This window comes from Methylocystis sp. (genome assembly GCF_051061225.1).
Taxonomy (GTDB): Bacteria; Pseudomonadota; Alphaproteobacteria; order Rhizobiales; family Beijerinckiaceae; genus Methylocystis.
The window spans coordinates 19,375-40,355 of the sequence record NZ_JBPFEB010000144.1; the positions used below are offsets into that span (position 1 = coordinate 19,375).

The following is a 20,981-nucleotide window of genomic DNA, read 5'->3' on the forward strand; positions in this document are numbered from 1 at the left end:
CGCTCGTACCCGTGCCGGAATGCGATAACGCCGCCAGTGCCAGCACCGACAACAAGCCCGGTCAGATACGCCCATTTCTCGCCCGTCATCCATGTCATCTCGGATTCTCCACTCAGCGTACCGGAAAGTAGCCGCGATCCATCGCTGTTCCGAACGCATAGACGAGAACGCACATGAGCAGCAGCACTACCACGCCAATGGCGATGTCTAGTGCATCTGGCTTCTGGCCTTCTTGGTAAGGGTTCATCTCGGATTCTCCACGATGAGACTCGACCCGTCCTTGTCCAGCGCGTAGCGATAGGCGGGCATCACTTCACTGGCGCGGTCCACTTCCGCGATGTGCAGCGATGGCGCCATGCAGCGGAACGCGGTCGTGTGGTTCTGCGTGTGCTGCGGCCCGGCGTCCAGCGGCTGCTTCTGGCCCACCACGGTCCTGAGAATCACCTTCGCGTCCCACCCGTTATGCGGCAGTTTGTCCAGATGGTTCACGATCTGGTTCGCGGCCAACAGCATGAAGTCCATGCGCGGGAAGATGCAGACCGGGATCTTTCCAGTCAGAGCGAGCCCGATGCAGAACCCCACCTGGAAGTCCTCGATCACCGGCAACTCGATGCGCTTGTCCATCGGCACGCCGTCGAGTGAGTTGAAGATCGCTGCACCATCGTAGCAGACGGACTGGCCGACGAAGATCGTGCGCTCGTCGGTGGCCAGCATCCGCATGGCCTCGTTCACGGCTACACTGAAGTCGCTCACATTCCGTCGCTCGTCAGGAAGTACGCATGGCCGGGCGCGGCGTCCTCGTCCTCGGAGATCAGAAAATCCAGCCCAGCAACACGAAATGGCACGCGGCGGTCTGACGGCATCGTATTATACATCCGCGCTTCGATGATCTCCGCGCACAGATCGTCATAGACATCCGGCGCGACGGTAAGCAGACGCGGACGCACGCCCGTCTTGGTGTACATCACGTTCGCGAAGTGCTGCATCTTGGCTAGTACGTCAGCGGCCATGCACGCGCCTCGACATGGGAACGATGCCGGGATAGTAGACGCGAGCGCCCCACTTCGGCGGCTTCGCGGGATAGTCCTCGTAGACTTCCCCCATCGTCTTGTCGAGCAAGAAGCCAGAGGGCCGACTCTCCACCAGTTCGTTCCGCACCGTGCCGTCGCTGTAGGTCACATCGCGCGTGTACTCCGCGAACACGCCTGTCGGCAGAACGGTGTAGCCCGAGAAGCGCGGCTCGGTGGCGCTGACGGCTGCGACCATCGGCGCGTCCTTCACGAATGGGTTGGTGTAGAAGCGAGCCATATCAAAACGGCACGAAGACGCCGCTGCCAACGTGCGGGTATTTCCCGCGCCGGTACTTGTACTTCATGGTCACCAACTTCCGACCACGCCCCCACACCTCTTTCGTCGGTGTATTTGTGCTGAGGCTGTTGTCCTCAACCACCAGCGTCAGCGGGAGTTCATGCCCGCTCGCGTACTGCTCCGCATCGTGGAAGGCGCCTATGCTCGCGCACATATCTCCGACGAAGCAGAATGTCTCAAATCCCGCTTTCGCCACGCCGCACGCAATCGGGAGTATCCCCCCGACGATGGCACTCGTGAAGAATCGGTACTCGGGGAAGTGCAGCATCATCGAACGGCCGGCGAGGATCTCCGACATCACCAACTCACGCGGCACGCCGTGCAACAGCGCGTGATAATGACTGCGCCAGTTTGAGAACACCCACGCCGTTGACGGGATCTCGCGGAAGATTTCTATGAGTTGCGCCTCATTGCCATCGGAGAGATGGACGGGGGCGTGGATGCGCCTCGCCTCGAAGGCGTCGGCGACTTCCCGCTCGAAGTCTTGGAGGTCGGTGACGGTGTACGCGCTCATGGCTTCGGCTTCCAAATCTTGCCGGTGCAGAGGCCTTTCTTGTCGGGAGCGCCGGGGCATGAATAGCTGCCGCATTGCAAGCAGGGTATTTGGAGTTTCTCAATCTGCTTCTGATAACCGCTCGCGTCCGCGACCTTCTTCATGAGTGCCCAGATGTCCGCCTCGGATGGAGGCTGTGGGGTGGCAGGCGGTGAGATCGGTAGCCACTGCGGATATGTCGGCGTGCTCTCCCACTGCGACGAGCCGGGATGCAACGCCGCAAGGTCAGCGAGCCCCTTCGGGTCCCACGGCAAATCGCCGGGTGCGAATAGCTCCGACACGCTGCCGCGTTCTGTCATCGGGCGAGTATGGCCTTCCCCGCCGCCAACAGCTTCGCCTTGTTCAACGGCTCCGCGTTCCCGATGACCTTCGTCAACTGTGCCCCAGCGATCTGCGCGATCAGCAACGTCAAGTCCAGCGGGACGCCTTTCGCGGAGCAGAGTGCTGCGGCCACAAAGAACGCATCCCCAGCCCCTACGGGATCGACGGGGTTGGGCTCCAACGCGGGGCAGGTATGCCTGACATCCTGATCCTTTCGCTCCACTGGAGTCCGCCGTTCCCACGCGATCGTGTCGTCACCGCCTCGCGTCAGGAACCCCCGCTTGGCGAGCAGTGGGTAGCCGACACGACTGAGGTGTCCGCCGTCCACGTCAACGCGCTGTCTGATCGCCAGTTGCAGTTCTGTCCGATCCAGCGAGAACATGTCACACCGCTCGTACTGCGTGATGAGGTTGAACCCGAAATTGGCGCTGTTCGTCTGGACGTTGAGCGCCAGATACTTCGCGTCCAGCACGGCCCGTTTCAGTTCGGGCGTCATCACGCCGTGGCCGAAGTCCGCCACCAGCAGCACGTCGGTAGCTGAGGATGGAACAGGGGCCGCGTATTCAACGGGGGTGTACGACTCGGCCGTGAAATACCGACGCCCGTCGCGCCCTAGATAGCGGTGCTTGATCGCCACTACCGGCGTATGGCGATAGCCGAGCGACACCCCCAGCGCTTCCGCGTGTCGCCACACCGCCAACGCGCCACCCTCTTGGCTTAGTGGCCCCTCATCAATCTTGAGGCTCAGCGTCTGCGACTTCGCCGTCAATCCCTGCGGCTCGACATAGGTGTATCGGTCGAAGATCCCATCCCCGATCACTCCGACCTTGAGTGTTGCCAGCGATTCAATCGCGTCCGAGAAGTCCTTGGGGGTGTAGGTCGCGCGGCAGTGCTCCAGGAAGGGATCTTCATGGCGGAAGGTGGCGCTGGAGCTGCCTAGCTTCTCCCCGACGATTTCCAGCCGGCCGTTGAACATGGCGAGCGCCGTGGCTTCCTCGTCCGCGATGCCACTGCCGTAGTCCTCGCCTTTCACGTAAATCGCTGGCGCCTTGGCAACGATCGATTCCGCCCCCGTCTGGTAGTCCGACGCGATCACTTCGTCCACGCACCGCAACGCCTTGAGTGCTTCCATGCGCTGCTCTAGTGGGAAACGTGGACGCCCCGGCCCTTTGTTCACAAAGCGGTCGCTGGTCACGGACACCACCAGCCTATCCCCCAACGCTCGGGCTGCTTCTAAGTGTCGGATATGGCCGATGTGCAGTCCATCCCAGCAACCATGGCAGAGGACTGTTTTTGTCACGCGAGGCGCACCCGTATCTCGTTCACGCGACGGTCCAGCCACGCTTGGTTCGTCTCAGGCCGAGCCGCGGCCTTTGGCGGGGCCTTTGGCGGGGCTTGGGAGATGGGCGGCGAAAAGGTCCCACCCCATGGCTGGTATTGCTGCTGAGCACCGAGCAGCGCCTGAAGGTTGGCTTGCTGCTGCAATAACCCTTGACCCGCCAAATGTTGCTGGTAGCCCGCCAGAGCCTGCCCAAGGCTGTTCCCGATCGTTCCACCGAGGCCGGTGCTGTACCCTGTCGCCATAAGTTCCTTGTAAATGTTTCGGAGCATACCACTGAGGTCCGCCGGGGAGATGTTCATCAACGCCTGTGCTTCAACCGATACGCTACGCCCACAATACGAGAAAGTGTAGGCGTCTCGGGCTGGGTCGCACCGACAAGTGATGCCAGTCTTTGCCTCTAGTTGGCTGACCAAAGACCCGAACGCCCCCGCGCTCATTTCTTGTCATTCGAGAGGTTGGCGTAAATCTCGGCGCTCGGCAACCGCTTGGCGATGTCGCCGATGATCTCCTTGAGGTACGTCACTTCCTGCGTAAACCGCTGGTCGTGGAACTCCATCTGCTCCGCGAACCGCTTACGATCCGCCGCCAGATTCTCCTCGCGCAACTGCACGATAGCCTCACGCTTGGAGGCGGTCAGTTCCAGTTGCTGCTTCTGCTGTTCCAGTTCCTGCCGCTTGCGCTCCAATCCGATCTTGTGTTCCACGTCCCGCTCACGGCGGTCAAACTCCTCCTGCTTCCGAGCGGTCGCTGCCTGCAACGCTTCCAGTTCCTCGCGCAACTCCTTGACCTTGGCCGACAGGTCCGACATGGACTTGATAGACGAGAGTTCCGTCTCAACGTTCGTGAGGGCAGCGACCAGCAAATCCCCGAACAACCGCTGTGACCAGCGGCGCAACGCCTGCACCGACAACCCGGCGACGACCAGAATGGTGAGAATAATCCCGATGAAAAAGCCCAGCATGTGCCTCCTTGGTTAGGTACGTAGTTTGTCCGTCAGCCTGTGCAGGATCGCCGCGTGCTCTAACTCCACCACTCCGTAATCCGTGGAATCCACCCACAGGTTCACATCCCCCAACGCCCGCAGCGGGTTGTCTGGCTTGAACCCACTCAGCGTCACCACCGTGGCCCCCACGGCTTTCGCGGCCTTCGCCCCGTTCAGGATGTTCGGGGATTGCCCTGAGCTCGAGATCGCGATCAGCAAGTCCCACCGCTCCATCAAGCGTTGCAGGGGGTAGGCGTACACCTGGTCATAGCCGAAGTCGTTCGCTACGCAGGTCGTGAGGGCCGGGTCGGTCAGGACCGAGGCCCGTTCGCCGGCTGTCAGCAAGTCAACGGCGGCGTGGGAGGCGATAGAAGCGGAGCCTCCGTTCCCGATCAGCCAGACGTGGTGCGCCCCTCGGACGGCGGCTAGGAGATCCTGCTCGGCGGGGGTATCCACTGGCCCCCAATTTAGGCACGCTGCGAGGAAAAAGGCAACGATCATTTTGCGTCCAGCGTTGGTTCGGGGGCACTCGGTGAGGAAAGTTCGTCGGTCATCGCTTTTTCGGGGTGTAGGGGTCGATGCCGTTGGCGCGGTCGCACGCGAAGGCCGACAGGCCACCGAGCAGGGTATAGGCCGCATCGGTTGCATCGCGTTCGTCGAAGTTGACCATCACGTCCACGGGCTTGTTGTCGTGCGACGAGAACACGCAGAAGCGCAGTCGGTCGGTCGGCACCGGCGCGGCGTCCGTCTCGCCCACGCAGAAGTAGCTGGCGAAGTTCGGCGATGCACAGCGCGAGAGCGGCGAGCACTCCGTTAGCCCACGCGGGCAGATTCGCGCCGGCCCGTAGATCGTCCCGTCGTGAATCGTCTGGCCATCTTTCGTGCGGTCGCTCATTCAGGGGTCCTCTGCCGCGAGATGCCCGCCGGTTCGTTTGCTTTTTCGGTGAAGTCGTGGCGGAAGTAGAGCTCCCCGCGCTTCGCCCAGATCGTGAACGTGCTCGGGCCAAGCAGCAGGTACATCGTCGAGTCGGACAGCATCTCGGCGTGGTAGTCACCGAAGCCCGCGACTTCATCCACCATTGGCTCGGTGTCGTCCATCGTGCAGCCGTCGTCAAGTTCAATGCGATGAGGGGGCGGGGTCGTAGAGACCGGGATGGGGGTGTCGGCGGATACGATTTCCCACAAGACACGCGCTCGCAGTTCCATCAGCAAGTCGCGGGGCACGTGGCACACGGGGTCGTGGCGGTTCAGGGCCAGCACAGCGTCGAGCCGTCGCACTAAATCACGGTCATGCGGGGCCGTCGTCTCTCTGGGGTCAGCCATTGGCGTCCTCGGTTGGTGCTGGGATGGGCGCAAGTATTTCGTCGCGAAGTTCTTGGGCGGCGTAGACTTCCAGTGGGTTGCTGAACTGCGGCGTCTCAGCGGCCAGCTTGGCGAGCACGCGGCGCTGGGCAAAGAGTACGCGAGTGGTGTAGGCGAGATCACGCAGCAGGTCGCGGGACATGTAGTCGCCTCGGTCGATCCGCTCGGCGAGTCCTGCGACGCGATTTTCCAGTAGCATGTCAGCCATTGTCTTTCTCCGGTGCTGGGATGGGCCGGAATTGCGCGAGTAGATTGTTGATGCGCTTCACGCCGACCGGGTTCCACGAAATGCACTCGACGCGAGCAGGAACGCGATTGTCCGCGATGAGTTGCTTCAGCAGGTCGTAGCCGGTGCGCTCGGGGCGGTGGTGGTCGCCCAAGTCGTGATCCAGATACAGCGTGTCGTAGTCGAAGCGGCGCAGCAACCGCAATGCGTCGTCGTAGTTGCGAGCGACCGCGCAACCGTCCGGCGCTGGCTTGCAGTCATCCACCCACAGCGATCCGCTCATGGCTTCTCCGGTGCTGGGATGGGGCCGAGCAGGGCGAGCACGTCGCGGCGTTTGACCCAGAGAGTTGTACGCAGGTCGTCCGATTGCGCCTCGGTCTGGAACGCGAGCCACTTTGGCAATGCTTCCACTTCTGCCGCTCGGCGGTCACGGTCGGCGATTAGCTGCTCAACAGCGCGAGCCTCCATCATGGCCGCGTGCTTTCGGAGTTCAAGCTCCGTCCGCAGTCTCTCGTTCTCTGCTTGGAGGGAGGCGACCGCATCACGGTCACGCTCGCATTGGTCGAGAAGTTTGCTCAGCGACTTCCCGTCCTCCCACCCTAACTGGTCGAACATTTCGATGGCGTTGACGAGGCGAATGCGCCACTTCTGACCAGCGGTTTTCTCGGCGGGCGTCGGTGTCTCTGCGGTCGCAACTCCTAACTTGGGAGAAACTGGTACTTCGCTAGGAGTTGGTGGCGGCGGTCCTTCCGCTCGGGGCCACTGAGCGCAGATTTGCCCCGAGCCGTTTTCGCCCGTTGACGCGATGTGGTCGCCGCTGTGGCCCTTCGCCAACGTGCAGCACCACGGGCCTTGCATCTCGTCGCATTCCGACGGGGCGATGGAAGAGGAGTCGGCGCGATCAGTCATTGGCGGGCGGCTCAGGCTCGTAGTTGGGATTGCGGATTTCTTTCGCGGCGCTCCATGCATCGAGGAGGGCCTTCTCGGCAGCTTCGGCCCGCTCGTGCGCCTCGTTGTATTCGCGGAACAGATGAGCCGGAACGCGACGGACGGTTTCGTTGAACTCTGACGGCATTGCGACGTGAACCGACTGACAGCCGTCGTCATACTCCCAACCGACCCAGCCCAGCGTCACGGTCGATGCTTTCTTCGCGCTCATTCAGGACTTCTCCGGTGAGGAAGGGGCGGCGGCAAGCCTTTTCGCGGCCCGCAACTTTCGCCGAGCGTCAGCGGCCATGATGCGGCGATAGTCCTCGTCCGTCGCGGGATTCTTTGGCGTGTAGCCTTTCGGCACCTTCACCCACTTGCCGGTCGCCATCTCGGCGGGCGTGATGTCTTTGAGGTCGCGTACTTCTCGGGTATCGGTGTTCATGACAGGCTTCTTTGGTGGCGTATCCATTCTTGAAGGGCGTTGATCACATCGGCCCGCTCGGCGTTCGAGATGTAGGACATCCCGCCACCCTGCCCGAAGTCGAACACGAACACACAGACGCCAGTCTGCGGCGGGAATAGCTTGCCGACGGAATCGACAGCGGTTCGCATCTTCGCGGGTAGTTCTTCGGGGCTGACGCCGTTGACCGGCATTTGATAGCGTCTGTCGCGGCTCACGGCTGTCTCTCCCGAGAGGGGAGGACCGCAACGACAGCGCCTCGTTTCGCACGTTCGGCGCAGAAGCGGCAGGAGTCGGGAACGTACTGCTTAGTCGCGTGATGCTCGCGAAGATGCGCGGCGAAATCTTCAATCTCGGCCCGAGCCTCTGACGAGAGTGAGCCACGCGCTCCGCAAATTGTGATGTGGTCGCTCATGAGGTGGTGGGTCCGAGGGCGACCCCGGCGTCAGAGGGTCAGCGGGTGGGCATGTCGGTATGCGTGCGACCGTCTAACAGCGCTTTGTCGTGGGCGCGAGCGTCGGGGTGGCCTCCGAGTTGTTTCAGGAAGTACGCGATTTCCAGTTCTTCGCATTCGTCGCGATGCTGGCGAAACCAGTTCGGATCAGCGGGGCGATGCTCTGCGCCGGATTCGCCACCGTCGATGAGCCAATGCAATACGCCGCTGGCGCTGCTCTCGCCCATCGTGTCGGCGACGGACCAAGGGCCGATTAGCGGCTCGGAACTCACGAAGCGCACGCGAGCGGGAATGTCCAGCAGTTGCCCGAGCCGGAACGCCGTGTCCTCATGCTCGATGGAGGTGCCGAGCCACACGTTCGCGTAGCCTTCGCCCCAATCCGCCGGCAGATGCCGAGCGATGCGGCCGGGGCGCTTCGTGAGGATTTGATACGTGTGCTGGGGCGTCTTTCGGACGATCTCCCACGCTTCGTCGCGCCATGCGTCCGCGTCCTTGTGGAACCAGTCCGACCACGAACAGGTGAAGATGACCTTCGGCTCTTTCCACTTGAGCGGATCAGAGAAGCGCGTCTTGGAGCGCGTCACCACTTCCGGATCGCGCCCGTAGCGCTTCATGTCGCGGAACATGTAGCAGTGATCGCAGCCCGCACTCACCTTCGTGCAGCCGTACCACGGATTCCAGGTGGCCTGCGTCCAGCCAATCGCGGTCGTCTCGCCCATCAGAATACCTCCATGCACCACTGGCCCTTTTCTAGGCGCAGTGCGACAAAAGCGAACTCGGGAAATTTCGCGGCGGCTACTCGGATCTTCACGCGGGCGTCGTCGCGCCAGTGCCCCTTTACTTCTTCAAACGTCATCTGCCCCAGCAGGTTGATCACGAGAAAGTCCGGCGTGTAGCGGCAGTCATTCGCGAGCTTCAGCGTCACCGCTTCGTACCGCCACGACGCGATCTGGTGGTTGCGTTTCATCGCTTCGAGTTCGATCGCTCGGCGCTTCTCGGTCTGATTCATCCCTAAGAACAAATCGACACTCGCTGCTACCGCTGGGCGCTGTTGCAAAACTTTCTCGGTCGGGGGTGCCATGGGGGGACTCAAGCGCTCCGACGCGGCGCAAGTTGATAACTACGCCCGGCGAGGGATTCGCTGATGGGCTTCACTTCCACGAGCTCGAAGCGTGGCACGGGCCTGTAGTGTTCGCGGGCATAGCGGTTTTGGTAGTCTCGGTAGCACCGCCGGCAGCGATCGACGCCCCCGACCTGGATGGTGTTGTCGAGTTTCGGGCAGCCGCAGCGGAAGTTGGGGTTCTGGCGTTGGCTCATCGGGTTTTGTTGCTGTAGCCGCTTCGCATTTCTTCGATCTGAGCGCGGAGTTCGGCCCTAGCGAGAGAATGTTTCGTGTTGTCCTCGACGCAGCGGTCTGCTAGCTCGTCGTATGCCTTGATTGCTGCGAGAATCGCGGCCCGCTGGAAGCGCCAGCCAGTCTCACCCTCCTTGTCGCCTGTCGTGTCGGCACGCAGGCGCATGTACTCCGCGACAGATTCCAGCGCCGCTCTTGGGAAGTCGCTCACGCGGCTGTCTCCGTGGTGATCTTCGCGATCACGGTCTCGTAGATCCTGTGTTTTTGGCAAAAGCTCACCACCTCATGCTCCCCCTCTCCCCGACAGTGGTCCCGCATCGCTTGAGGGTTGGGTGCGGAATACTTGCACGTCGCGCAGTACATGGCTCGAGACTCGCCGTGCCCGCAATGACGAACAACCATCTGCTTATCGCCGTCAGCCGTGGCGATAATATCCCCGAACGCAACGAGTGTGACTGTCATGAGGCCCCCTTTCGGCGCGGCGGCCTGCGTTGCTCGTGAATCTTGGAACAAGGACGACAGTTGCCGCTCGGGGTCCTGTTCTCAGGCACGGACGGGTGACCTCGCTTGCAAACCGCTACTGGTGTCCCGTTTCGCCGGAGGCCCTTGCGAGCAAGGTGCTTTTGGATGCCGCCACGCCCCTTCCGAATCATGTCTTGGGTGTTGTCGCTGTACGTTCCCAGGAACAGATGGTCGGGACGAACGCACTCAGGATTGTCGCAGTGGTGGCAGACGATTAGCCCATCGGGGATTTTTCCATAGGTAAGCTCCCACGACATTCGGTGGGCAGGAACCATTTTCCCTTTTCGCAGTCCGAATGTGCCGTACCCTCTGACGCTCTTGGCTGCTGTCCATTCCCAACACCCGTCCCCCCTTATCACCTTCTCCCAAAAACGAACCTCAGGGGATCGCGTTGGTTTGCGACGCCGAGGGCGACGGTCAGGCCCCCGTCCGCGTTTGACCGGCAGGAACTGCAATCCGTCAGGCCCGTGGATCGTGGCTCCGAAGATCGGAAGCGTTACGGGCATGGCTTGGCCTCAGCAGCAAGGCGTCTCCACTCGGCCTTGATTTCTTCGGCCCGTTTCGGGGAGACGGCGTAGCGGTTCGGGTAGGGGAGATAGCCCTGCACCTTGATCTCGACCTGTCGGTCCCATCGCACTTGGCGGTAGCGGTCCTTGTAGGAGGGCTTCACGCGGGCACCTCAAGCGGGATGCCTTCTAGCCCTATCTGGTGCCACTGATACCCGCCGCCTTCAAGCAGCAGCCCACGCCACAGCGTCCCATCGCTCAGCAGCACGTACAGCGTCGTGTGGCGCATCTGGAACTGGACGACCTTCCTCAGGCGGATGAGATTTCTCATCTTGCGCTCATGCTTCCTCGTAGGTGATGACCCGCGACCCGCCAGAATCAGGGAGTGGGGACTCGAACCCCATTCCTCGGAGCCACAACCCGATGCTCTGACCAGTTGAGCTACCCCCTGTCATTCGATCCCCTTGAGCAGCCCGACCCATGTGACCCCGAGCGCTCGCTTGATGCGAAGCAGCATGTCAAAGCTGGGGTTTCGCTCACCGTTCTCGATCTGCGACACTGCGCTCTGCGAGGCGTTGATCTTTCGGGCAAAGGACGATTGGCTATACCCAAGCGCCTCCCGCACCGTCGCGATGTTGCTTCCAATCGTCGTAGCCATAGGACGCATAGTAATATCTATCCCGCCTCACCGCAAACCCGGGGGATATTCATGTTCTCCCCTTTCGGGCCGACGCGAGAGCGCCATCTGTCAAAGCGCGAATCGCGGTCGGCCCAGAACTGCTTTTAGTTCTGTTTGTATCTGCGTCTGTATGGTTGCCTTTCGGTTGCAACGGAATGGCAACGCCCGTTGAACGTCCGTTGGACGACCGTTGCTTTCTTCGTGCCTCGCCGCTGGCCCGACCCGCCATTGCCGCGATGTTGTATTTGGCCCGCTGGATCTCCCACACTTGCGTGAGCTTGGCGTTGTAGAGCAGGTCGCCGCGCCGCTCGAAGCACCCGAGAATCGGCCGGCTGATCGTCGTCCACCGTTTGAGCGAAAGGCCGAGCATTCGCGCCAATTCGGCTGGCGCAGCCGGAAGGGCTGGCTCATCACGCCCCGCGTTCCAGGCGATGGCTAGAAGCCGGAGATACGCCCCCTGCTGCTCAAGCGACATGGCGAGCACGGCAGGGGAAGTGAGCCAATCAGCGGCGTAGAAGGGGAACCACGGGAAGCGATCCGTCATGGTGGGAAAAGCAAAGGCCGTATCGGCTTGGGCAGAATCCCCACCCCCGCGTAAGCGGAGACTGAGGCACCAAGTGATACGGCCAGTGCAGATTGTTGTCGCCTTCGACGCTTCTGAACGCCGTGCGATATTTCAGTTGTGAATGGCGCAGATGGGATTTGAACCCACGACCTTCAGCTTATGAGGCTGACGAGCTACCGGGCTGCTCTACCGCGCTCCTGAAATCTGTGGCCGGGTCCTCCCATCCGCAAGACACCCCCCAACTCATTTTTCGCGTTCCCAGATGAGCAGCACGCAGCCGAATGGGGGGCGGTCACCTTTGATCGGCACGACACGCGAGGCAGGCCATTTGAAGCGCCAGCGGGTTGGCAGGAAGCGGGTCGTCAGGCGGCTCGAGAGCAGGGACGACTTCCCGTCGCGGAAGGGCTCGACTTCCTCTTGCCACCAGCCTTGCTCACAGCGATTCGCGGGAACCAGCATCACGATCAGGGCGCAACCCCGATTCATCTCGCTCCACGCCTTGCGAACCCACGGCCTCAAGTCCGAATACGGCGGATTGCACCACACGCGATGCGACACCCACCGCTGGCCCAGCGCGTCGTCCTCTCGCGTCCAGAAGGTCGGCAGCACCGCATTGCTCTCGCTGGCCGCCGCGTCGATCGTGAACCCGAACTCCGCGTGAAGGGGCTCGAAGTACTCCGGCAGAATCGCCCTGTCGTCCACCTCGTCCCGCGTCTCTTGCTGTGGATGATTCTGGGCGCGGAAGTTCATGAGGCTCATTCGTCTCCCTCAGCAGGCGGCTGTTCGGGGGAAGGGCTGGTGGGAACTGCGCTTTTCGGGGTGAGCGGGCGAGGACATTCCGCGTACCACTCGGGCGAGAGCGCACGACAGCCGCAGTAGATGCAGCGATAGTTCCCGGGCGCGTGCGGCCACATCGAGTGCTTCGTGTTGACGCCGGTCGTGTCACTCATTCGGCGCTCCGGAGCTTCTGAACGAACACGCGATGACGCTCCCAATTCGTCCAGAAGAACGCGGCGCGAGCGGGAAGGTTGTGCTCACGGCTCCACGATTGTTTCGCGGCGTCGTAGCTCGCGTGACAGCCGGGGACGGTGTAGTCCTCATGCCGGTCGTGAACGTTGGGGCGCACGAGCTGCGGGCCGCAGAGAGGGATCGTGTCCTGCCAGTTGCCCTTCCTCCCCATTCCCCCGGTGAAGCGATGCGCCTGCTGGATATTCTGACGCGTCCCGCATCCGAGGCACTGGCTCGCGTGCAGGAACTCCCGAAAGAGCTGCGGCCCGTACTTCCTCTCGTTCTCTTGCCGCTTCACCCGCGTTTTGCGCTGTTTCTCGGACTTCCGAAACGCCACCACGACAGCACTTCGCTTTGCGGATTTCCTCGCAATCGTGGACGAGATGAACTTTTCGCCGTTCGCCAGTCGCTTCGCTCGCTGCTTGTCGGTGATGGACTTCACGGTTTCGCCTCGCCGTCAGAGTCTGTCGTCGCTTCATCGGGGAGTAGGTCGGATGGGCCTTCGCTGGCGGGCAGCCATTCGGCGCGGTAGTAGTCCGCATCATCGTCATCATCGTCTGGCGAACTGTCGCAGCGGCATGGGTCTGAGTCGCACCAGTAGCAGTAGCGGTCCTCGTCGGTGCCGTACCACGGATCCTCGTAGAACATCAGAGCCTCCCGCCTGATGAGCGCACCAAGTCTTCAAGCGTCGAAGTGGTCGCCGTATCGTCAAGCGAGGAGTCCAGCACCCGCGTCAGCTTCAGCGGATTGCCCGGCGTCGAGATGGGAAGATTCATCGGCAGGTCATAGCGGGGCGCTGGCGCTTGGCCGTGCTTGTTCAGCCACCCCAGCAGCGAGCGGTAGTAGTCGCAGTCGGCTTCGTGCTCTCGCGACAGGTCGAAGAAATGCTGCGCCTTCGCCTTCCACTGATGCGATTCACGACGGTAGCCCGCGGCGATTGCAACCGTCAGCAACAGCATCACGCAAAGCGCAGTTGCCAGCACGCCGCCATTCCAGGAGCCCCCCAAAACAGAAATGGTCATTCGGCCTCCGAAACTTCTCGCGTCGGGTCGAGGATCAAATCCGCGAGGCGCGTCAATCCATCGTTGTAGTAGGGCAAGCCACCGACGCGCTTCCATGCTGGTGCGGGCGAGATGCACGCCGACTGTTCTTCGAGCCAGCCGTCCACGACGCGGTAGTTGGTCCCGTTCGCGGTGATGACGCGGGGCTTGATGGCTTTCGGCATCGGGTAGCGTTCGTTCGCAGCGTCGGCCCACCCACCATTCGGTGCACTGCCGTAGACAACCTCACCCTTCATCCACGCCGCGCCGTTCTTGAACGCTTCCCGCTTCGCAAGAATCAAATCCCGCTCCGAAAACTTCTTTTCGTCTGTGGTCATGTGTCGTGTTCGGTCATTGGGGCGGGAGAGGGATTTTCAACAGCGCGTGGCGGGGCGTCGGCTTTGGGCTTGCTGTCGCGGTCGCGGATGTTGTTGCCGATCTGCGTGCGATACAGCAGCAGCGCCTCGGTGATGATCTTGGTGGTCTCGCCGGGCATGGCCGCGAGGCGTTCGAGTTCGACCTCGATGACGCCGAGGCGATACGCGTAATCCTCGTCGCGTGTCTCCATCCCGAACCGCAGCCCCGTCTCTCGGAAAATCGCTTTCATCGCGCACCACCCGCATCGCGTCGTTTAGAAACTTTTTTGCTGCTCGGGGCTCTCGGACGAGAACGCGACGGCCCTTGAAAAGCAGTCATGTTTGGCGGCTCAGGGTATTGAGGCACGGCTCACGCGGGTTCGTCGGTGCGGCGAGTCGTCGCCACGAACAGCACCGAGTCGCGGTCGGGATGTTTGATCGCGAGGCCGTGTCCCATTGCCTGCGCCATCGGACCAGTCGGGCGAATGTCGGGCGAGGCGAGCAGCGCGTCGATGACCTTCTCGCGCTTCCAATCCGCGCCGATGAAGCCGAGGAAGGTGTGGACGTAATCGCCTTCCGGCAGCAGACTCACGGCCACCTCGAACGAAATCCCGTCCGCCGCACCACTCGCTTCGCGCTGTTCAAGAGTCTCAGACATTTGTCAGAAAAGGGTTTGGGTGAGGCATCGGCTCAGGGACGGAGGATCAGAAGGGCAGCGGGCCGTCAGAATCGTCGGCGTACTGGTACTCAGCCTCATCGTACTCTGGCTCGGGGGCTGGCTTTGGCTTGGGCGCTGCCAAGGGCGTCCCGTCTCGCGTGGCGGCGATAAAGAGGGTTGCGGTCGCAGCGATGATGTCCGCCGGCAGTGCGTTCTTGAACTCCTTCTCAACACAGGCCTTTGCCACCTTCAGGCACTCGTAGTACAGGGGGCCAAGAGGCCGCTTGGCTGCCCCGCTGGCTGGCGATCCACCCTGAGGGCGACCGTTCCCCCCTCCCTGCGCTCGCTGGCCTTTGGGGGGCCATTTCGTCCACGCGCAGTTCGTGTCCCGGCATTTGAACAAAGGACCCCGCCAGCCGCCGGCAACCTTCTCTCGGTTGTCGTAGCATTCGCCCCCGCAGGTTGGACAATTCATACGCGCACTCCGGCTGCTTGGAGAAGGCGGCGGGCCTCTGCCAACGCCGCAAACGCTGCTACCCGTTCAACCCTTTGACCTACAGGCCGGACCTCGAGATCGTCCGCGTCCTCTTTCCCGATCCGGACCACGAACACCTCTGCGATCGTGCCGTTGGTCGTTTCCTCGTACATCGCGGCGTAGGTCGCGGCCTGCACCAGCATCTCGTCATAGATGCCCTTGGAGCTTTTCAGGTCCACCAGCACGAAGGCCCCGTTGGGTCGCATGGCCACGATGTCCAGCGTCCCCCCAACCTGCATCCGTTCGGAGATCATCGACAACTCGGTGGCAATGACCACCAGTTGCTCTTTCGTCCAGAACTCCATGAACCGGCGGAAGCCGTTCTGCGCCTTGGCCAGTTGCTCGGGGGCGATGTTGTCCGTGTCGAGTTCCATCTCCCGTAAGTGGGCTTCGCAGAGCGCATGAGCAATGGTCCCGATGTCGGCCGCCCCTTGCCGGGACGCTTCCATGTCGATCCCCGACTTTCCCAAGTCCCAAGCCCAGCGAAGCAATGCGGGCTTCGAGAGCATTCCCAGCACGGTCGTGACGCCGGGGAGTCTTTTCCCTGCCGCGTTCTTGTAGACCGTGTGGCTCTTGAGGAAGTCGATCTTGTACTTCCCGTTGTCTGCGATGACTGCTTTGCTCATGTGGTCCTCAGGTTGCGAACGCCGGCCAGTTCCTGCGCGTCGATCCAGGCTGCCTGCTCTGCGGCCATCGTCGTCAGCTTGTTGACCTGCTGGCTCAGGTGCCACGCGATTTCGTCGGCATGGTTGGCGAACGACGGCTGATCCTCAGGCTCATCGACAAGCCGCAAGTCAAGATGACCCGACCCGCCACACGACGGGCAGGGATCGGCGCCCTCCTCATCCCCGACGATCACGCGAACTTCGCCAGTCCCTTCGCATTCGGGGCAGATAGCCCCTTCGTATCCGTCTGCTTGCGTCATTCGCCTGTCTCCTGTGGAGTGCCCCCCTGCTGCTATTCCGCTGTCAGTAGAATCCAGAATCCGCCGTAGTAGCCGTTATGCTCGTTGTGCGTGGCTAGTTGAATGAGCCCGCGATCCGTGGTGATGTCGCAGAACTGCACTTCGTGGACGCCGTAGTCATCTTCGTCAGAAATCGGCGCGGCTTCCCGCAGTTCGATCTTCACCAGCTTCGCGCCGATGTGATACGCAAGGTCGTCGTCGCAGCACATGTAACGCGATTCGCAACACGACTGGCCTTCATCGGAGATTCGCATCTTGAAGCCGTCCGCGAACTTGAAATGCAGCGCATCGTCACGTAGCGCGAGGGCCGTGATAGTCTGACCCTCGGCCCGCTTGTACGCCTTGACGGACTTCTCGTTGCCGCCAAGCATTCCAAGCATCACGCCAAATCCAAGATTGCCCATCGCTATCTCCTGTTAGTCCTGCATTGCGCGCCGAGGAGTTGAACCTCGGATTGCCCCACACCGCTGCCCCTTCGCGCACCCATCTCAATCTTTCACACTGCGGTGTTCGCTCCCGATCTGAGAGCCCGGTACCGCCTCCCGGATTTCCCGCTACGCTGCGAACTCGTCGAGGCCGTGCTCCTTTGCGTAGGCCCGCATCTCTGCGAGCTTTGCGGCAACCCTCTCCGCTCGCCTCGTCGCCTTGCGATGCTTCACCCACTGGCGGCCCTTCAGGCCCGTCGCCTTCTTCGCCCGTCGCGCCGGATTGATGAAGCGATAGCCGAGAAACTCGCCCCGCTTTCCGAAAATCTTCTCCGAGCCTGCGCGATCCTTCACATGCTGCTCGCTCATTTCCTCCTCCACGATTGTTCGAGTTTCTGCTGCCACATCGGTTTCACGCCCTGCTTGCGCTGCCGCTCTCGGACCCACCGCAAGACACAAAGCTTCACATTTCGCAATGCGTTCTGGACTCGCGTTTCAAAGTCCCACCCTCGGTAGCCCTTGCTCTGGCGGGCCAGCTTTAGGTCGAGTTCGATCAACTCTCGTGGGGAGGGCGGGAGGACCACGTTACGCCGCCTTCTCTTTCTCAAGCGTTGCGGCAATCGCCCGGCGGATCAGTTCTGACATGCTGACGCCCGTTCGTTCGCTCTTGGCGACCAGCCTGTTATAGAGGGTGGCCGAGAGGACCAAGTGGACCCGGCAGTCCATGCGTGCTTTTCTCATGTTGCGCATCTTACCGCATACTTGCGTAATGTCAAGAGGGTCGGTATTCTTCGGTCCATGAACAACGAATTGGAGAGCGCTACCGAACGAGAAGGTGGTACCCTGCCGCTTGACGGCAGTACCATAAAAAGCACTCGGGTTAAATCCCCGGGCCGTTCGGTAGTTGCTCGCCGCCGTTGGACCCGTGCCGACGCGGTTCCGTTCTTTCGCACCATTACCCCTCTGGCGCGACGACTCGGTTACATCGTCGCACTGTACGGGTCCGTTCTTGAACGGGACGGGTCAGACCTAGATGTGGCTGCCTTCCCGTGGCGGCCTGACCATGTCCTACCAGCAGAACTGATAGATCGGGTTTGTGCCAAGGTGGACGCGAAGCGAATTGCACCAGACTACATCTCCCTCCTTGGGACCTTCGCCGCACAACTCATGCTCCCAGATGATCGCCTCGTCGAGATTGTTGTACTCAAGGTGGCAACATGAGCGACTGGTACCGCGACGAGATGCGTTGGCAAGAGGACTTCGAGCAACGACGGTTTGATTTCTCTGACAGCCCGTGGTCGGATTCCGACGAGCAGTTCGATCAATGGATGGCAACAGAAACATTGCCGTTCGAGGACTGTGTGATGTGTGGCATAGTCGGGCATCTTCGCATTTCCGTCGCTGTCACTTCGGACATGTCCGTGATCGAAATCTGTGGCGCTTGTGGCGGCGAGCGTGTCGTCCCGCGAATCCGTCAGGGCATGTTCACCGACACCGCTGTGGCGCCTGAGTTTGTCGAGCAGCCAGCCCGTTCGTTCTACTATCGCAACCGGGTGAAGGCTCATCGCATCCAGTGGGATGATAGACCGCCAGAAGATCGCTGGAAGGACGCTGTTGTTACCAACTGGATCAACGGGGTGGCCGTGATCGACAGCGCCACCGTCACGGGTTCCGCAATGGCGGCAATGGTGAAGCTCGCTGCCAAGGCGGTTGCGTGAACGTGCTTTCTGATTTCCAGCGGGAGTCCTTGTTATGGACTGTCGCATCGCCCTTGGTCTCGTTGCGTGATGCGGCACAGAAAACGGGTCACTCGAAGACCACCGCACTGAGTTTCATCCGTGCCGCACACTCCTTGACCGTGACTTCGGGCTATCAACTCCGCGAGCCGTACCGTGATTTTGATCAGTACCGGACGGTGAGGTGTCTGCCGCTCAACGATCGTTTTCGGGCCGCTATGTATGCGGCAACGCCGCTTCCGCTACTCTATATGCGAGGCGTGATGGCTCAGGCCCAAGACGACTCAATGATGCAGGACCTTCTAGACGCCGTTCTCCCGCTCATTGCGCTCGTCTACCCAAAGCGTCGCAGCGTTATTGTAGAACTAGAGGCCAGAGAAGAGGGCGGGCTCGGCCCAACGTCGTGCCGTCACTGTGCCGGAATGTACGGATGGAAACGTCACGAGAATATCTGCGTGAGATTTGGCCTGACATGAACGCGGAGTACTCGTCGCCAGCATCGTGCGATCTCCCCGAGTGCATCAGTTTGCGCGTTGCAGCCGTGGAGTCTTTGCGTGAACTGTCGGCAGCCCTAGGACGAGCTCCATCAGAGAGCGACCTTCGACAGTTTCGTTCACCTCACATCCTGTCGGCGCGAATGCTTCGTTTGGTGTGGGGACAGAATGCACTCCGGCAACTGCGTCTCGCAGCAGGACCGCCGTACCCCGCGCACGGCCTCTACGGAACGCACGCAGACCGCCGACGCCCGTGACCACACTTCCCGACCTCTTTAGCCAGCCGTTCTTCGCTGACGGCTCCACGCTAGAGCCTCAGGACCACTCCCGCCTCGCGGCTCAGATGGCCAGAGTTCGCGACTTCATGGCCGGGGGCGCGTGGCATACCCTCGCAGAGATCGAAGCCGCGACCGGATTCCCCCAAGCCTCAATCTCGGCGCGACTTCGGGATCTCAGGAAAGCGCGTTTCGGCAGTCACACCGTCGAGCGGAGACGACGGGGGCCGGGGACCTTCGAGTACGCCCTGCTACTTCGCCAAGCGCCCACCGAGGAAACCGAGCCCCAGCCCGACCAGCCCTGACACAGCGCCCGTCGAGGTGCATGAGCGGGGAGTGGCCAGTGGGATGGCTGCGACCTTGGCGCGTTCCTGCGTCAACTGGTCCTGCAAGTTCAGCACGCGGGCGCTACAACTCGACAAGAGATTGGTGCAGGTGGCGATCGCGGAGTCCTGTACCTGGATCAGTTCCTTCACGCGGATCGTGTCGGTGAGATGGGCGAGTACCGTATCGTGGCGGATAGTCACAGAGTCCCGCCAGCGGGTGAACCGCAGGGTGTCCCGGACGAACACCGAGTCGATCTTTCGCTGGGCGACCTTCAAGACGGCGAGCGTACTGTCGGCAATGCGGTAGCGTTCCTGTGCAATGCCCTCCCGAACCTTGGCCCGGTCACGGCCTTGGCAGTAGGCGATTAGCCCGAGCGCCAACAGGACGATGGCCGCTTCCCGCCACCACTTGAGCAGCAGGATCACGCGACGGTTTCGCGGGGGTAGTGAACAAACAGCATCTTCGCCGGGTTGAGCTTGCGGGCGTGCGCTCCCTCACGAACGTAAACGCCATCCCCATTACTGGACCCGTCATCGTTGCTGTTGCCTTCGATGGTCTCGACGCGATCCGGCAGTACGCGAAACACAAACCCCGTGTGATGCGCGTCGGTCGGGCTGTTCAGGATCAGGAACACGTCCCCGACTGATGGCGTCTCGGTCAACCAGCCCTTCCCTCTGGCGTGTTCGAGGAGCACATCGCAACTCGCCGAGCGGGGCATGGGGCTCTTGCCCTCGAACACGATTCCCAGCACAAGGGAGACGAACGAGGCGCACCAGCTATCCCCGTCGCCATTCCCGGTCACCTTCTGGATCGTGTTGACCCACACCCCTTTGTTCTGGCCGCCATACTCGCGAACGAAATGCAGCTTGCCGGCCAGATAGACGACTTCCTCGTCGCGGGTCATGTGCCGGGCTCCTTGTCCGGTGGGGGTTCCTCAATCACGGTCGTGACCTTGGTCCCTGGTGTATCGCTTTCACGTCCCGGACGGGTGAACCACCGCGCCCGGATGTCCGCGCCGGCCGCTACGGCTTCCGTGATGCTTTTCGAGACATTGCCCTGCTGCCAGATCAGCAACGCGAGCACCACCAGCCCGATGCCCCACGCCATCGTGCTCATGTGGACGTGGCAGGTCTCGGTACGCGGGCACGCGACGATCTCCCAGACCTCACGACCCATCAGGGCAAACCCGAATAGCAAGAGCGGCACGACGGCAAAGCGGATGTGCTCCCGCCATGTGCGCTCCTCCCGCTGGATACTGCCCTCCGAGGGCCGAGAGTCGCGTTCTTTGCGAAGGATCTCCGCGACCTTCCCGGCGACCAGCGTGGCGGAGAGGTCGGGCTTCTTCTCGGAGTCTGCCATCAGCGGAGCTTGATGAACTGATGGCCCGTCAGTAGTCCGACGATCCACAGGAACAGGACCAGCCCCACGAGCACGTTAATGACCGTCCGAATCTTCGGGTCCAGCGGGATCAGCACGTTCAGCAGGTAGAGCAAAACGCCTGCGATTACGAGAACGATGAGGATGGTGATAATGCTCATA

The 20,981-nt window shown here is 61.6% G+C and carries 42 protein-coding genes and 2 tRNA genes; 2 read left to right on the forward strand and 42 right to left on the reverse strand.

The annotated features are described in order from the left end of the window. Nucleotides 1-112: 112 nt before the first annotated feature. From ACR652_RS24450 to ACR652_RS24635, 38 genes are all read right to left on the reverse strand, one after another. Complete coding sequence (locus tag ACR652_RS24450; RefSeq protein ID WP_434509073.1) at nt 113-247, reverse strand: hypothetical protein; 135 nt, start codon at nt 245-247, stop codon at nt 113-115. Next, a complete protein-coding gene (locus ACR652_RS24455) occupies nt 244-753 on the reverse strand; it encodes a hypothetical protein (RefSeq protein WP_434509074.1) in 510 nt (169 codons plus the stop codon). The genes ACR652_RS24450 and ACR652_RS24455 overlap by 4 nt, the downstream gene beginning before the upstream one ends. Next, nucleotides 750-1,010: a hypothetical protein gene (locus tag ACR652_RS24460; protein WP_434509075.1), complete on the reverse strand. Its 261-nt coding sequence runs from the start codon at nt 1,008-1,010 to the stop codon at nt 750-752. The genes ACR652_RS24455 and ACR652_RS24460 overlap by 4 nt, the downstream gene beginning before the upstream one ends. Then, entirely contained in the window at nt 1,000-1,308 is a 309-nt protein-coding gene (locus ACR652_RS24465; protein ID WP_434509076.1) for a hypothetical protein, read from the reverse strand. Before ACR652_RS24465 ends, ACR652_RS24460 begins: the two co-directional genes overlap by 11 nt. A 1-nt stretch (nt 1,309) precedes the next feature. After that, nucleotides 1,310-1,882: a thiamine pyrophosphate-dependent enzyme gene (locus ACR652_RS24470; protein ID WP_434509077.1), complete on the reverse strand. Its 573-nt coding sequence runs from the start codon at nt 1,880-1,882 to the stop codon at nt 1,310-1,312. A gap of 334 nt (nt 1,883-2,216) precedes the next feature. Beyond that, the gene (locus ACR652_RS24475; protein ID WP_434509078.1) at nt 2,217-3,584 is read right to left on the reverse strand and encodes an adenylyltransferase/cytidyltransferase family protein; all 1,368 of its coding nucleotides are present in this window, start codon (nt 3,582-3,584) and stop codon (nt 2,217-2,219) included. A 433-nt stretch (nt 3,585-4,017) separates the two neighbouring features. Then, nucleotides 4,018-4,545, reverse strand: a complete 528-nt coding sequence (locus ACR652_RS24480) for a hypothetical protein (protein ID WP_434509079.1) — start codon at nt 4,543-4,545, stop codon at nt 4,018-4,020. Between the two features lie 12 nt (nt 4,546-4,557). After that, complete coding sequence (locus ACR652_RS24485; protein ID WP_434509080.1) at nt 4,558-5,067, reverse strand: SIS domain-containing protein; 510 nt, start codon at nt 5,065-5,067, stop codon at nt 4,558-4,560. A gap of 49 nt (nt 5,068-5,116) precedes the next feature. Beyond that, on the reverse strand, nt 5,117-5,461 hold the full coding sequence (locus tag ACR652_RS24490) for a hypothetical protein (RefSeq protein WP_434509081.1): 345 nt from the start codon (nt 5,459-5,461) through the stop codon (nt 5,117-5,119). After that, nucleotides 5,458-5,889: a hypothetical protein gene (locus ACR652_RS24495; protein ID WP_434509082.1), complete on the reverse strand. Its 432-nt coding sequence runs from the start codon at nt 5,887-5,889 to the stop codon at nt 5,458-5,460. Before ACR652_RS24495 ends, ACR652_RS24490 begins: the two co-directional genes overlap by 4 nt. Then, nucleotides 5,882-6,136 carry a hypothetical protein gene (locus ACR652_RS24500; protein ID WP_434509083.1) on the reverse strand — a complete coding sequence of 85 codons (255 nt, stop codon included), beginning with the start codon at nt 6,134-6,136 and terminating at the stop codon, nt 5,882-5,884. Before ACR652_RS24500 ends, ACR652_RS24495 begins: the two co-directional genes overlap by 8 nt. Then, the gene (locus ACR652_RS24505; RefSeq protein ID WP_434509084.1) at nt 6,129-6,437 is read right to left on the reverse strand and encodes a cyclic-phosphate processing receiver domain-containing protein; all 309 of its coding nucleotides are present in this window, start codon (nt 6,435-6,437) and stop codon (nt 6,129-6,131) included. Before ACR652_RS24505 ends, ACR652_RS24500 begins: the two co-directional genes overlap by 8 nt. Continuing rightward, nucleotides 6,434-7,063: a hypothetical protein gene (locus ACR652_RS24510; protein WP_434509085.1), complete on the reverse strand. Its 630-nt coding sequence runs from the start codon at nt 7,061-7,063 to the stop codon at nt 6,434-6,436. Before ACR652_RS24510 ends, ACR652_RS24505 begins: the two co-directional genes overlap by 4 nt. Beyond that, nucleotides 7,056-7,313 (reverse strand): hypothetical protein, encoded by a 258-nt coding sequence (locus tag ACR652_RS24515; protein WP_434509086.1) that lies wholly within the window; start codon nt 7,311-7,313, stop codon nt 7,056-7,058. The genes ACR652_RS24510 and ACR652_RS24515 overlap by 8 nt, the downstream gene beginning before the upstream one ends. Beyond that, nucleotides 7,314-7,526: a hypothetical protein gene (locus tag ACR652_RS24520; protein ID WP_434509087.1), complete on the reverse strand. Its 213-nt coding sequence runs from the start codon at nt 7,524-7,526 to the stop codon at nt 7,314-7,316. Beyond that, the gene (locus ACR652_RS24525) at nt 7,523-7,762 is read right to left on the reverse strand and encodes a hypothetical protein (RefSeq protein WP_434509088.1); all 240 of its coding nucleotides are present in this window, start codon (nt 7,760-7,762) and stop codon (nt 7,523-7,525) included. Before ACR652_RS24525 ends, ACR652_RS24520 begins: the two co-directional genes overlap by 4 nt. Nucleotides 7,763-7,997: 235 nt before the next feature. Beyond that, nucleotides 7,998-8,717, reverse strand: a complete 720-nt coding sequence (locus ACR652_RS24530) for a DUF5131 family protein (protein WP_434509089.1) — start codon at nt 8,715-8,717, stop codon at nt 7,998-8,000. Next, the gene (locus ACR652_RS24535) at nt 8,717-9,079 is read right to left on the reverse strand and encodes a DUF1064 domain-containing protein (RefSeq protein ID WP_434509090.1); all 363 of its coding nucleotides are present in this window, start codon (nt 9,077-9,079) and stop codon (nt 8,717-8,719) included. The genes ACR652_RS24530 and ACR652_RS24535 overlap by 1 nt, the downstream gene beginning before the upstream one ends. 232 nt (nt 9,080-9,311) lie before the next feature. Beyond that, the gene (locus ACR652_RS24540; protein ID WP_434509091.1) at nt 9,312-9,563 is read right to left on the reverse strand and encodes a hypothetical protein; all 252 of its coding nucleotides are present in this window, start codon (nt 9,561-9,563) and stop codon (nt 9,312-9,314) included. Nucleotides 9,564-9,810: 247 nt separating this feature from the next. Continuing rightward, nucleotides 9,811-10,380 (reverse strand): HNH endonuclease signature motif containing protein, encoded by a 570-nt coding sequence (locus ACR652_RS24545; protein ID WP_434509092.1) that lies wholly within the window; start codon nt 10,378-10,380, stop codon nt 9,811-9,813. Nucleotides 10,381-10,540: 160 nt separating this feature from the next. Further along, complete coding sequence (locus ACR652_RS24550; protein WP_434509093.1) at nt 10,541-10,711, reverse strand: hypothetical protein; 171 nt, start codon at nt 10,709-10,711, stop codon at nt 10,541-10,543. A 47-nt stretch (nt 10,712-10,758) separates the two neighbouring features. Next, nucleotides 10,759-10,831, reverse strand: a tRNA-His gene (locus ACR652_RS24555). Further along, nucleotides 10,832-11,047: a helix-turn-helix domain-containing protein gene (locus ACR652_RS24560; RefSeq protein ID WP_434509094.1), complete on the reverse strand. Its 216-nt coding sequence runs from the start codon at nt 11,045-11,047 to the stop codon at nt 10,832-10,834. It lies immediately after the preceding tRNA gene. 40 nt (nt 11,048-11,087) lie between these two features. Beyond that, nucleotides 11,088-11,603 (reverse strand): DUF1376 domain-containing protein, encoded by a 516-nt coding sequence (locus tag ACR652_RS24565; protein WP_434509095.1) that lies wholly within the window; start codon nt 11,601-11,603, stop codon nt 11,088-11,090. A 143-nt stretch (nt 11,604-11,746) separates the two neighbouring features. Further along, a tRNA-Met gene (locus tag ACR652_RS24570) sits at nt 11,747-11,820 on the reverse strand. 47 nt (nt 11,821-11,867) lie between these two features. Further along, complete coding sequence (locus ACR652_RS24575; RefSeq protein ID WP_434509096.1) at nt 11,868-12,383, reverse strand: DNA N-6-adenine-methyltransferase; 516 nt, start codon at nt 12,381-12,383, stop codon at nt 11,868-11,870. 187 nt (nt 12,384-12,570) lie between these two features. Continuing rightward, nucleotides 12,571-13,074, reverse strand: coding sequence for a hypothetical protein (locus ACR652_RS24580; protein WP_434509097.1), 504 nt, complete (start codon nt 13,072-13,074; stop codon nt 12,571-12,573). After that, a complete protein-coding gene (locus tag ACR652_RS24585) occupies nt 13,071-13,280 on the reverse strand; it encodes a hypothetical protein (protein WP_434509098.1) in 210 nt (69 codons plus the stop codon). Before ACR652_RS24585 ends, ACR652_RS24580 begins: the two co-directional genes overlap by 4 nt. Beyond that, on the reverse strand, nt 13,280-13,654 hold the full coding sequence (locus ACR652_RS24590) for a hypothetical protein (protein ID WP_434509099.1): 375 nt from the start codon (nt 13,652-13,654) through the stop codon (nt 13,280-13,282). The genes ACR652_RS24585 and ACR652_RS24590 overlap by 1 nt, the downstream gene beginning before the upstream one ends. Beyond that, nucleotides 13,651-14,010 carry a hypothetical protein gene (locus ACR652_RS24595; RefSeq protein WP_434509100.1) on the reverse strand — a complete coding sequence of 120 codons (360 nt, stop codon included), beginning with the start codon at nt 14,008-14,010 and terminating at the stop codon, nt 13,651-13,653. The genes ACR652_RS24590 and ACR652_RS24595 overlap by 4 nt, the downstream gene beginning before the upstream one ends. Then, the gene (locus tag ACR652_RS24600; protein ID WP_434509101.1) at nt 14,007-14,279 is read right to left on the reverse strand and encodes a hypothetical protein; all 273 of its coding nucleotides are present in this window, start codon (nt 14,277-14,279) and stop codon (nt 14,007-14,009) included. Before ACR652_RS24600 ends, ACR652_RS24595 begins: the two co-directional genes overlap by 4 nt. Before the next feature lie 119 nt (nt 14,280-14,398). Then, the gene (locus ACR652_RS24605) at nt 14,399-14,686 is read right to left on the reverse strand and encodes a hypothetical protein (RefSeq protein ID WP_434509102.1); all 288 of its coding nucleotides are present in this window, start codon (nt 14,684-14,686) and stop codon (nt 14,399-14,401) included. Nucleotides 14,687-14,732: 46 nt separating this feature from the next. Beyond that, nucleotides 14,733-14,933: a hypothetical protein gene (locus ACR652_RS24610; RefSeq protein ID WP_434509103.1), complete on the reverse strand. Its 201-nt coding sequence runs from the start codon at nt 14,931-14,933 to the stop codon at nt 14,733-14,735. 224 nt (nt 14,934-15,157) lie between these two features. Next, the gene (locus ACR652_RS24615; RefSeq protein ID WP_434509104.1) at nt 15,158-15,847 is read right to left on the reverse strand and encodes a PD-(D/E)XK nuclease family protein; all 690 of its coding nucleotides are present in this window, start codon (nt 15,845-15,847) and stop codon (nt 15,158-15,160) included. Further along, a complete protein-coding gene (locus tag ACR652_RS24620; RefSeq protein WP_434509105.1) occupies nt 15,844-16,146 on the reverse strand; it encodes a hypothetical protein in 303 nt (100 codons plus the stop codon). Before ACR652_RS24620 ends, ACR652_RS24615 begins: the two co-directional genes overlap by 4 nt. 32 nt (nt 16,147-16,178) lie before the next feature. Further along, nucleotides 16,179-16,589: a DUF7448 domain-containing protein gene (locus tag ACR652_RS24625; RefSeq protein WP_434509106.1), complete on the reverse strand. Its 411-nt coding sequence runs from the start codon at nt 16,587-16,589 to the stop codon at nt 16,179-16,181. Nucleotides 16,590-16,739: 150 nt separating this feature from the next. Continuing rightward, nucleotides 16,740-16,979 carry a hypothetical protein gene (locus ACR652_RS24630; protein ID WP_434509107.1) on the reverse strand — a complete coding sequence of 80 codons (240 nt, stop codon included), beginning with the start codon at nt 16,977-16,979 and terminating at the stop codon, nt 16,740-16,742. Nucleotides 16,980-17,195: 216 nt separating this feature from the next. After that, nucleotides 17,196-17,351 carry a ribbon-helix-helix domain-containing protein gene (locus ACR652_RS24635; RefSeq protein ID WP_434509108.1) on the reverse strand — a complete coding sequence of 52 codons (156 nt, stop codon included), beginning with the start codon at nt 17,349-17,351 and terminating at the stop codon, nt 17,196-17,198. 476 nt (nt 17,352-17,827) lie between these two features. Between ACR652_RS24635 and ACR652_RS24640 the strand changes: the two genes are divergently transcribed. Both ACR652_RS24640 and ACR652_RS24645 read left to right on the forward strand, forming a co-directional pair. Beyond that, nucleotides 17,828-18,328: a hypothetical protein gene (locus ACR652_RS24640; protein WP_434509109.1), complete on the forward strand. Its 501-nt coding sequence runs from the start codon at nt 17,828-17,830 to the stop codon at nt 18,326-18,328. Continuing rightward, the gene (locus ACR652_RS24645; RefSeq protein ID WP_434509110.1) at nt 18,325-18,822 is read left to right on the forward strand and encodes a hypothetical protein; all 498 of its coding nucleotides are present in this window, start codon (nt 18,325-18,327) and stop codon (nt 18,820-18,822) included. The genes ACR652_RS24640 and ACR652_RS24645 overlap by 4 nt, the downstream gene beginning before the upstream one ends. Nucleotides 18,823-19,366: 544 nt before the next feature. On the opposite strand, the gene ACR652_RS24650 is transcribed toward ACR652_RS24645, so the two are convergent. The 4 genes from ACR652_RS24650 to ACR652_RS24665 are packed head-to-tail and all read right to left on the reverse strand — an operon-like array spanning nt 19,367 to nt 20,980. Beyond that, nucleotides 19,367-19,867 (reverse strand): hypothetical protein, encoded by a 501-nt coding sequence (locus tag ACR652_RS24650; protein ID WP_434509111.1) that lies wholly within the window; start codon nt 19,865-19,867, stop codon nt 19,367-19,369. Beyond that, nucleotides 19,864-20,346 carry a hypothetical protein gene (locus ACR652_RS24655; protein ID WP_434509112.1) on the reverse strand — a complete coding sequence of 161 codons (483 nt, stop codon included), beginning with the start codon at nt 20,344-20,346 and terminating at the stop codon, nt 19,864-19,866. The genes ACR652_RS24650 and ACR652_RS24655 overlap by 4 nt, the downstream gene beginning before the upstream one ends. After that, the gene (locus ACR652_RS24660) at nt 20,343-20,801 is read right to left on the reverse strand and encodes a hypothetical protein (RefSeq protein ID WP_434509113.1); all 459 of its coding nucleotides are present in this window, start codon (nt 20,799-20,801) and stop codon (nt 20,343-20,345) included. The genes ACR652_RS24655 and ACR652_RS24660 overlap by 4 nt, the downstream gene beginning before the upstream one ends. Continuing rightward, the gene (locus ACR652_RS24665) at nt 20,801-20,980 is read right to left on the reverse strand and encodes a Thivi_2564 family membrane protein (RefSeq protein ID WP_434509114.1); all 180 of its coding nucleotides are present in this window, start codon (nt 20,978-20,980) and stop codon (nt 20,801-20,803) included. Before ACR652_RS24665 ends, ACR652_RS24660 begins: the two co-directional genes overlap by 1 nt. Between the last annotated feature and the right edge of the window lies 1 nt (nt 20,981).